Origin of the sequence: Lachnoclostridium sp., assembly GCF_031997925.1 — a bacterium.
Taxonomy (GTDB): domain Bacteria; phylum Bacillota; class Clostridia; order Lachnospirales; family Lachnospiraceae; genus Lachnoclostridium.
The window spans coordinates 80,253-89,478 of sequence record NZ_DAMADT010000009.1 but is presented as its reverse complement, the minus strand read 5'-3'; the positions used below and the strand labels follow the sequence as shown (position 1 = coordinate 89,478).

9 protein-coding genes and 1 pseudogene are annotated in these 9,226 nt (G+C 35.8%); 8 read left to right on the top strand and 2 right to left on the bottom strand.

Features of this window, described 5'->3' with window-relative positions; all coding sequences use genetic code 11:
• A partial coding sequence (gene sdaAB, locus RTP52_RS08380) for an L-serine ammonia-lyase, iron-sulfur-dependent subunit beta (RefSeq protein ID WP_312370508.1) occupies positions 1 to 562 on the bottom strand: 562 nt, incomplete at its 3' end.
• Positions 563 to 593: 31 nt separating this feature from the next.
• Complete coding sequence (locus RTP52_RS08375; protein WP_312370506.1) at positions 594 to 1,829, bottom strand: dicarboxylate/amino acid:cation symporter; 1,236 nt, start codon at positions 1,827 to 1,829, stop codon at positions 594 to 596.
• 800 nt (positions 1,830 to 2,629) lie between these two features.
• Between RTP52_RS08375 and RTP52_RS08370 the strand changes: the two genes are divergently transcribed.
• The 8 genes and pseudogenes from RTP52_RS08370 to RTP52_RS20370 form a co-directional block, all read left to right on the top strand.
• Positions 2,630 to 2,917, top strand: coding sequence for a CD3324 family protein (locus tag RTP52_RS08370; RefSeq protein WP_312370504.1), 288 nt, complete (start codon positions 2,630 to 2,632; stop codon positions 2,915 to 2,917).
• A gap of 281 nt (positions 2,918 to 3,198) precedes the next feature.
• A complete protein-coding gene (rsgA, locus tag RTP52_RS08365; protein WP_312370501.1) occupies positions 3,199 to 4,512 on the top strand; it encodes a ribosome small subunit-dependent GTPase A in 1,314 nt (437 codons plus the stop codon).
• A gap of 291 nt (positions 4,513 to 4,803) precedes the next feature.
• Positions 4,804 to 5,346, top strand: a complete 543-nt coding sequence (locus RTP52_RS08360) for a beta-class carbonic anhydrase (protein WP_312370499.1) — start codon at positions 4,804 to 4,806, stop codon at positions 5,344 to 5,346.
• A 106-nt stretch (positions 5,347 to 5,452) separates the two neighbouring features.
• Positions 5,453 to 6,409, top strand: coding sequence for a hydroxyacid dehydrogenase (locus RTP52_RS08355; RefSeq protein WP_312370496.1), 957 nt, complete (start codon positions 5,453 to 5,455; stop codon positions 6,407 to 6,409).
• A gap of 101 nt (positions 6,410 to 6,510) precedes the next feature.
• Positions 6,511 to 6,795: a hypothetical protein gene (locus RTP52_RS08350; RefSeq protein WP_312106813.1), complete on the top strand. Its 285-nt coding sequence runs from the start codon at positions 6,511 to 6,513 to the stop codon at positions 6,793 to 6,795.
• Positions 6,796 to 7,064: 269 nt separating this feature from the next.
• Complete coding sequence (locus tag RTP52_RS08345; protein WP_312370493.1) at positions 7,065 to 7,964, top strand: selenium metabolism-associated LysR family transcriptional regulator; 900 nt, start codon at positions 7,065 to 7,067, stop codon at positions 7,962 to 7,964.
• A 37-nt stretch (positions 7,965 to 8,001) separates the two neighbouring features.
• On the top strand, positions 8,002 to 9,027 hold the full coding sequence (locus tag RTP52_RS08340; protein WP_312370492.1) for a molybdopterin-binding protein: 1,026 nt from the start codon (positions 8,002 to 8,004) through the stop codon (positions 9,025 to 9,027).
• Positions 9,028 to 9,151: 124 nt separating this feature from the next.
• Positions 9,152 to 9,226, top strand: a pseudogene (locus RTP52_RS20370) (cyclic pyranopterin monophosphate synthase MoaC); the annotation flags it as partial.

Below are 9,226 nucleotides of genomic sequence, written 5' to 3'. Positions count from 1 at the left end.
CCCCTTTCTGTTCCCGGAACAAACGCATGAAAGCGATATTTACATTACGCTCACTTAAACTGGTAGCAATATAAGCCACCATGCCGGGATAGTCTAGGTGCCGTATAACTAGTGTGGAATATTCTCCGGTAAAGTCTACATCAATGCCGTTGATCCTGACAATTTTAATTTTACCGCCTCCCACCGAGACGCCTCGGACAGACATGGTTTCAGCTTTTTCTCCAGATACATGAATATCTACTGTGTTTGGATGCACTTCTGTTTCTTTTTCATCCACACGGAAGGAATACTTTAGTCCACATTCATCCGCCAGCTGAAAGGAATTCCTAATTCTCAGATCATAAGTCTCAAATCCTAGGATTCCAGCAAGAAGCGCACGGTCGGTTCCATGGCCTTTGTAGGTCTTTGCAAAAGAACCATACAAAACAAACTCAACTTTGCTGATCGGCCCGTTGAACATTTTTTTAACTAGAAGAGCAATCGCCACAGCACCTGCGGTATGTGAGCTGGATGGCCCTACCATATTGGGGCCGATTACATCAAAAATACTGATTGACAGCATAAACAGTCTTCCCCTTTCGAAGTCACCTTACTTAAGTTGTCTTTTTGTCTATTTTGTCTTTTTTGATATATTTATGGTAGAACATATCAACCAGTGCACTAATTGCATTATCTCCGGATACATTACATGCAGTACCGAAACTGTCCTGAGCAATATACATTGCCTGAAGAAGGCTGGCGATATCTCCAACTGCTGGTATTCCTACAATCGGGAAGAATGGAGTCGCTGTGAAGATGGATCCTCCTGGAGCTCCTGGAGACGCAACTAGGGCTACTCCCAGTACACAGATAAATGGGAACAGGGTAAGGAAGCCATGAGGCTCGCCGTAAATGAGTAGAGTTGCGGTCACACAGCAAGTAATGGTGATCATAGAACCAGCCATATGAATATTTGCGCATAGCGGAACTACGAAATTACGGATTTCTTCTGAAATACCATTCTTTTCCGCACATTTGATATTAACCGGAATGGTAGCAGCAGAAGACTGGGTGCCGATTGCGGTCAGGTAACCAGGTATCTGATTCTTCATCATGGTGAGTGGATTTCGTTTTGTCATTAAGCCTGCAAAGGTAAAGGCTACGACAAGGTAGATCAAATGAAGAGCTATAACAACCACGAATACCTTCCAAAGCACAGACATAATTGCAAAGGTAGTTCCCTGATAAGTCATCTTGGCAAAAGTTCCGCAGATATACAAAGGAAGAATCGGAATAATTACACGGCTTAATACCTTAGAAATAATCTCGGAAAAATCTTTAATCACATTGTACAGGGTATCTCCAATCTCTTTGCCACGCATGGTGCTGATACATACTCCCAGTACAAAAGCCAGTACAACAGCGGCTGTCGTTTCAAGTAATGGCGTGATTGCCAGGGAGAAATATCCCTCAATTGCCTTGTCACTTGCTGCAGCAACTTTCGCAACTACCTCTTCATTCACAAAAGAGGGGAAAAACTTACTGGCAACACCATAAGCTGCCCCTCCTGCCAGCAACGTAGAAGCATAGGAAATCGCTGCAGTAAACGCTAGCAACTTTCCTGCTCCCTGAGACAGATCTGCAATTCCCATAGTAACAAAAGCCACTATCATAAGTGGGATGATAAACATTAAAAATTCTTTAAATAAATCCGATACTGTAATCAATGTTCGAGTTATAAACTCAGGGCAGTACGATCCGATTAAAATACCAATGGTAATTGCAATAATCAGTCTTGGGACTAGCCCCAATCCCTTCCTTTTCTTTTTACTCTTACTACTCTCCTCCATATCAATACCTTCCTTTCATAGTAATAAAAAAAATTTTATTGTATTTATCTTTGGCTGTAATTTATTTTATCATGAACACATTCCGATTGCAACATATTTTCTAATAATCAAGCGATAAACGAACGAAATTTAGTTATATTGCACAAAATAATGCAAGAATTTCCTTTGCCAAACGATTACGCTGTATTAATGTTTATTCGTTCTTCTTTTCTGTGTTTACCCCTGCATTACAAAGAAGCTGGAAGCCCTTGACAATAGAAATACTCAATGTTATAATTCAGAAAAAAAGAAGGATGTGTTTTGATGTCAGCTTTATCTGTTAATGTGGTTCTCAACTGAATATAGTTGAAAAGGTGCAATCGTGATGGGGATACCCCCTTTCTTTTTGTTGCCCTTTTAGAAACATACCTAACAGATTGCTTTATTCATTCAATCAATATTGCGGGACAGGTGTGATTTGTCTCGCTTTTTTATTATAGCATGGAAAAGTCCGCGAAGCGTGCGTGCTTTTTCTTGTTTTGATTTGTTTGTTATGCCCGCAAGGAGCATTCTGCACTTATACAGGTGTGGTATGTTTTTTTGCGGGTTTTTTGATTTCAGAATGTAAGTTAACATTCTGAAGATAAATTAACTTAAGTGTGAAAAATCAAGATTTTTCACACTGATTGCAACAGAATGGAGGATTTATATGAAATTTAGCTCGGTTCGTTATGCATAGCAAAGGCTAGCGCATGGCATCAAAAAATTGATACTTGTATAGCCTTTGCTAGTTCCTAAATATTCATACTAGGAGGAGCTAAATGAGCTATATCAAAGCAACCGATGTGTTGCCAGAAGAAATTATCGAGATTATTCAAAATTATATTGACGGTGAGTATATTTACGTACCAAGAAAAGAAAGCAATCGTAAAGGTTGGGGTGAAAACACTAATAGTAAAGAGATGATTCTTTTCAGAAACTTAGAAATCTATGAAAAATACAAAGAAGGAGCGCCGATTGGTCATCTTTCGGAAACTTATTATTTATCACCGAAAAGTATACAAAAAATTATAACAAAGTTTAAGCTTAAGAATCAGAAAATAAAATGATGAAACAATATAAAAGGTTTCGTAAACAAAATGATTATAACAATCTAAAAGGATTTGTAACACAATGATTATAACAATCTCAAAAAATTCGTTAACAAGATGCTTATAATAATCTCAATGAAATAGTAAACAAAAAGGTGTCATGTAGTTAAGTTACATGGCGCCTTTTTGTTTCTGAATTGTTCCTTCGGTTGCAGCTATTAGGGTACAGAATTTATAATATTACTATGAAAATAGGAGTGGATTTCTAAATATTTGTCCCTTGCTAGGAGGTAACTAAGGTGAAGAAGAAAAAAATAAAAGAAATAGATCAAACAAAAGATTCACAAAAGGAAGTGTTTCAAGCCACTGTTGTAGATATCTTAAATAAACAAGTCAAAGTATTATCGGAAGGCAACATAATTTCTTGTCTTATTCCTGGTTCTTTACTAACTAGCAAAAACGCCTTGATAGTTGGAGATCAAGTCGAAGTGGAGCTTACTGGGAATGATCAATATAGATTGAATCATATTCATACAAGGACAACAGCGGTATATCGAGGTAACCGTCGAGGCTCTGGGGAAGAAATTTTAATAGCAGCAAATGTTCAATGCCTTTTAGCTATCGTGACTGCTGATTATCTTCTTCATCAGGCAGGTTATATAGAATCTGCAATCATAGCTGCAAAACGAGCTGGGATACAAGTTGGTATATTTGTTAGCAAGTGGGATTTGATTGGAGAAAACGCTCAAGATCTGTTACAAGAGAAACTAACTTACTATCAAAATACCGTTGGCTTTGTATTTGTTGGTTCCGCTTGTGAACGTCAAGAAGAATTATTAAATAAGGCAGAAGGTAAAACTATCGTAGTTATCGGTGATAGATCGTGTGGTAAAACATCTTTAATTCGAGGATGTTTAAATGAATTAGCGAAAATTGAAAAGCATAAGGGGAATATAGCAAGCACCCATAACAGTGTTTTACAGGCTGGTTTTAACGGGACGTTATGGATTGATACGCCTGGATTTCGCGATTTTGCTCTGCAAGAAATATCAGAGGAAGAACGAAATGAAGTATTTCCTGAGATAGCGCTATTAACGAAAGGGTGCTATTTTAGAAATTGTACTCATGTCCACGAAGATGGGTGTCAGGTTCTGGAGGCGATACGAGCAAAAAAAATAAGAAGAGATCGATATGATTCCTATCAAAAGATGATTGATACGAAAGCTACATCAGATACGGAATCAAAGATAGATTACCGGCGTTCTGCTTGTACAGAGAGTTTCCCATGTAAAGTGTGTGGTGCGCTTGTAGTACCAGATGGGGCTGGAAGCCAACATCGAAATCATTGCCCGAAATGTTTATCAAGTATACATGTAGATATTGAACCAGGCGATCGTGCATCTTTGTGTCAAGGAATTATGGAACCAGTGAGTGTATGGGTACGAAAGGGTGGGGAATGGGCGATAATCCATAGGTGTAAGGAGTGCGGTGATTTAAGTTCAAATCGCATTGCAGCGGATGATAACCCAGCTCTTTTAATGTCGATAGCAGTGAAACCATTGGCTATGACTCCTTTTCCACTCAATAAATTAGAGGATATATTTAAGCAGTGATATTCTTTTCTAGAATATTCTTTCGATGTTAGTGATAAGGAGACGTTTCAATCCGTAATGAAATAATTAGTGGTATAAGATACTATAATAAGTAAGAATCCTTTACTTTTTCTTTTAGAGAAGTAGAGGATTTTGAATGTTATAGGATAAAGAGAACAAATAGAATGAATAATTTATGTTGTAATAAATTGATAAGGTATTATAATTAGATTAATTTATTTATGACAGGGAAAAGCTCGCGAAGCGTACTTTTTCTTGATAGTTATATAAATATAGAAAGAAGGGGATTGTATGATTGAAGAAATTCTAGAGTTTAATAAAGCCTTTGTTAAAAATAAAGGATACGAAAAATATATAACCAATAAATTCCCACAGAAAAAAGTTGCAATTGTATCTTGTATGGATACAAGGTTAACGGAATTATTACCAGCTTCCATGGGACTTAAAAATGGAGATGCAAAAATTATTAAAAATGCAGGTGGAGTTATTTCGCACCCATTTGGGAGTGCAATGCGAAGCTTGCTTATAGCTATATACGAATTAAATGTAAAAGAAATACTAGTCATTGGGCATACGGACTGCGGAGCAAGGTGTACGGACAGCCAAAAGATGATAGAAAAAATGAAAGAACATGGAATTACCCAAAATAATATCGATATGATGAAATATTGTGGAATTGACTTTGATTCTTGGTTGGGAGGATTTGTAGATTTAGATGAATCAATCAAAAAATCGGTTGAATTGATACGCAATCATCCTTTAATCCCACAGACAGTGATGATATATGGATTAATTATTGATTCTGAAACTGGAGAATTAAGTAGAATTGTCTAATTAAAGTGCTAATAACCAAAGTGTTTAGAATTTTGACCATAAAAAAGTCTTAGCACTTAGATGTGCCTTGTGCTAATAAAAAGAAAAAGAATGAAAAGGACATAGAATGAATCAAATAATACTAATACCGCAAAATGTGGACGAATCAGGAAAAAAATATTTACGAGAAAAAGGTTATGAACTTCGTGTTTTGCAAGACAGTTCAGTCAAAAATATCTGTAATAATATTGGTGATTGTAGTGGTCTTTTACTTCGTACTGCATCCTGTACGAAAGAGGTTTTTGATGCAGCACCTCATTTAAAAGTAATCGGAAGGCACGGAGTTGGCTATGATAATGTAGATATCACGGAAGCAACAGCTCGTGGCATTCAGGTTTGTTACACTCCATTGGCAAATGCTAACTCGGTAGCAGAGCATACCATTATGCTCATATTAGCTTGTGCGAAGAATCTAGTAATAACAGATAAAGAATTGAGACAGGGTAATTATGAAATCAGAAATCGAATGCCTGGGATTGATGTTTATGGAAAGACTCTAGGAATTATTGGGTTTGGAAGAATTGGGGAGAGTGTTGCAAAAAAAGCAGCATTCGGATTAGGTATGAAGATACTTGCTTATGGACATGGACTAGTGAGTAAGAAGTTACCAGATTACGTAACGATAACGGAAGAAGTGAATGAGCTTATTCGTCAATCTGATTTCATCTCGTTACATATTCCATTTAGTAAAAAGACACAAGATTTCATGGATTCTAAGAAGTTATCGCTGATGAAACCTGAGGCAGTTTTAATTAATACTTCAAGAGGTGGAATTGTAAATGAAGATGATTTGTATCATGCCCTTCTAGAACATAAGATAGCGGGAGCAGGGCTGGATGTTTTTAAAGAGGAACCTTTTAAGGAGACGTTATCAAATTTGTTCCAATTAGATAATGTTATTGTAACACCTCATAATGCTGCGTTAACAAAAGAAGCAATGGCAAGAATGAGTTTAGATGCGGCGATTGGAATTGATGAAGTATTAAGCGGAAAAAAACCTTCTTGGCCGGTCAATCTAATATAATAAATACTAAGTATATTATACTGTCATAAACGAATCTAACGATTCATTCAAAAGATTTACTAGATTTTATTAACGGACATGTTAAGGAGGATTATCAGTTATTGATAGATACAGGAGTTAATTATGAAAATGACTCCATCTATGTAAGCAATTTATCTAATAGCATAGCTGCAATGTCCGAAGAACTGAATGCATCCACAAATGAAATTTCTAATGTTACGCAAACCATAACTTCTAACATAAAAGATACATCCAATAGTTCAGGAGAAATGTTAAATAGCATAAATCAGATATCAATCGCGATGGATGAGGTTGCGGAAACTGCGCAACATCAAGCGCAAATTGCAGAGAAGTTAACTCAAATGATTTCACAATTTAAGATATAATGAATAGCTAGAAAAAAGAAGTGCGAGGATATTACCCTTTGCACTTCTTTATTTAATTTATTTTTTGTAGATATGACGAAAATTCATAGTATTGTTACATTAATTTATTAATGTATATGAATTCTAGATAGATGTACAATTTGGTAAAATTTATATTCTTTATACTGGAGATTCATTTATAGAAAAAATCTATAAATAAATTGATTATAGGGATTTGGTATGTTATATTATGACTGTTGAGGATGATGAACTGAAAGTAGGTATATAGTATGGAATTAAAACAGCTCGAAGCATTTGTTAATGTTGTCGAACTACAAAGTTTTTCTAAGGCAGCAGAAAAATTATATCTTACTCAGCCAACCATTAGTGCACATATTGTATCTTTGGAGAATGAGTTCAATACCAAGTTCTTGGATCGTACAACAAAAAAGGTACGCACTACTGTGGCGGGGGAGAGATTGTATGAGTACGCCAAAGAAATGTTGGCCATAAAGGAAGAGTTGTATCAAGGATTTGATAGAGAGGGAAAGAAAGAACAAAGAATCGATATTGCAGGTTCTACTATCCCATCCCATTATATATTACCGGAACTGATACAAGCTTTTCAAAAACAAAATGCGAAAGTTCGCTTTTCCATTAAACAAGGTGACAGTGATCATGTAATTGGAGAATTATTAAAGCACAAAGCAACCATTGGTTTTGTTGGTATAAAAAATAAGGATGATAGATTACGTTACATACCCTTTTATGAAGATAAACTAGTGGTAGTAACACCCAATGAAAAACATTATAAAGAGTTATTAGAGGGGAATTGTTCCTTTGAAGAGCTCATGAGGGAACCTATTATTTTGAGGGAGAATGGATCTGGTACGAAGAAAACAGCAGAAAGATTCTTGGAGTCAAAGAATGTTGATATAAAGAAACTAAATGTTGTAGCATTTATTAATGATCAGGAAATAATAAAAAAATCAGTGTGCAGAGGCCTGGGTATTACCATAATGTCAAAAAAAGCAGCTTTAGACTATGCAAGCGATGGGAAAATACTGATATATGAACCAGAAGGCGAAAAAGTAACTAGAAATCTTTATATCGTATATGCAAAACGCAAAAAGTTTGACAGACTGGAAAAAAAGTTTATCGAATTTTGTTGTCAGTTTTACACACAGTAAATCTTCACAAATGCATTAAGGAAAGGAGGCAGAATTTATGAAGTTAATAAAAACAGAGGATGCAGTTGGACATGTACTATGTCATGATATGACTCAAATTATAAAAGGGGTAACAAAGGACGCTATCTTTCGCAAAGGACATGTTGTAACAGAGGAAGATATACCTGTTTTATTATCCATTGGGAAAGATCATTTGTATGTGTGGGAAAAAGAAGAAGGAATGCTTCACGAGAATGAAGGTGCAGAGATACTTTGCTCCATCTGCAAAGGAGAACATATTGAAAGAAGCGGTGTAAAAGAAGGTAAGATTGATCTTTATGCAGATTGTGATGGCCTTTTCAAAGTAAATATAAAGCTTCTAAATAAGATAAATTACTTAGGAGAAATGATGATAGCTACCAGACACGGTAATTTCCCAGTGAAACGTGGGGACAAACTAGCGGGTACTAGAATCATACCTCTCATTATTGAAGAAGAAAAAATGAAGCAAGCGAAAGCGATAGTAGGCGAGGAAAAAATTCTTGAAGTAATGCCTTTTATCCATAAAAAGGTAGGAATCGTTACCACTGGAAATGAGGTATTTTACGGAAGAATCAAAGATGAATTCACTCCAGTTATTTTAAATAAATTAGAGGAATACAGTACAGAACTAGTGGAACATGTAATTTTAAATGATGATCATGAAAAGATTACGGAGGCTATCGTTAACCTAATTAATAAGGGTGCAGATTTTGTTATATGTACAGGCGGTATGAGTGTTGATCCAGACGATAAAACACCTCTTGCAATCAAGAATACAGGAGCAGAGATTATTACCTATGGAGCTCCAGTATTGCCGGGAGCAATGTTTTTATTATCCTATTTTAATGGTGATATACCTGTGGTCGGACTACCTGGCTGTGTTATGTATTCAAAACGAACCATATTTGATTTAATGCTACCAAGACTGATGGCAGGAGAGAAAATTACTTATGAGGAAATATCAAAATTAGGACATGGTGGTCTTTGCTTATCTTGCGATATCTGTACTTTCCCTAATTGCGGATTTGGCAAAGGAATGTAGTTATCTTAAATTCAAAAGCTAGATTATATATTCGAAACAAGATTCCTTTTGGATTATTAATAGTAATGGTATTTACGGACATAAAGGACTATTACTAAGAACAAAGGATAGAATGGAGAAACAGATGGATTTTACTCATTTTGATCATAATGGCAATGCAGTAATGGTAGATGTAAGTGATAAGCAAATTACGGAGCGT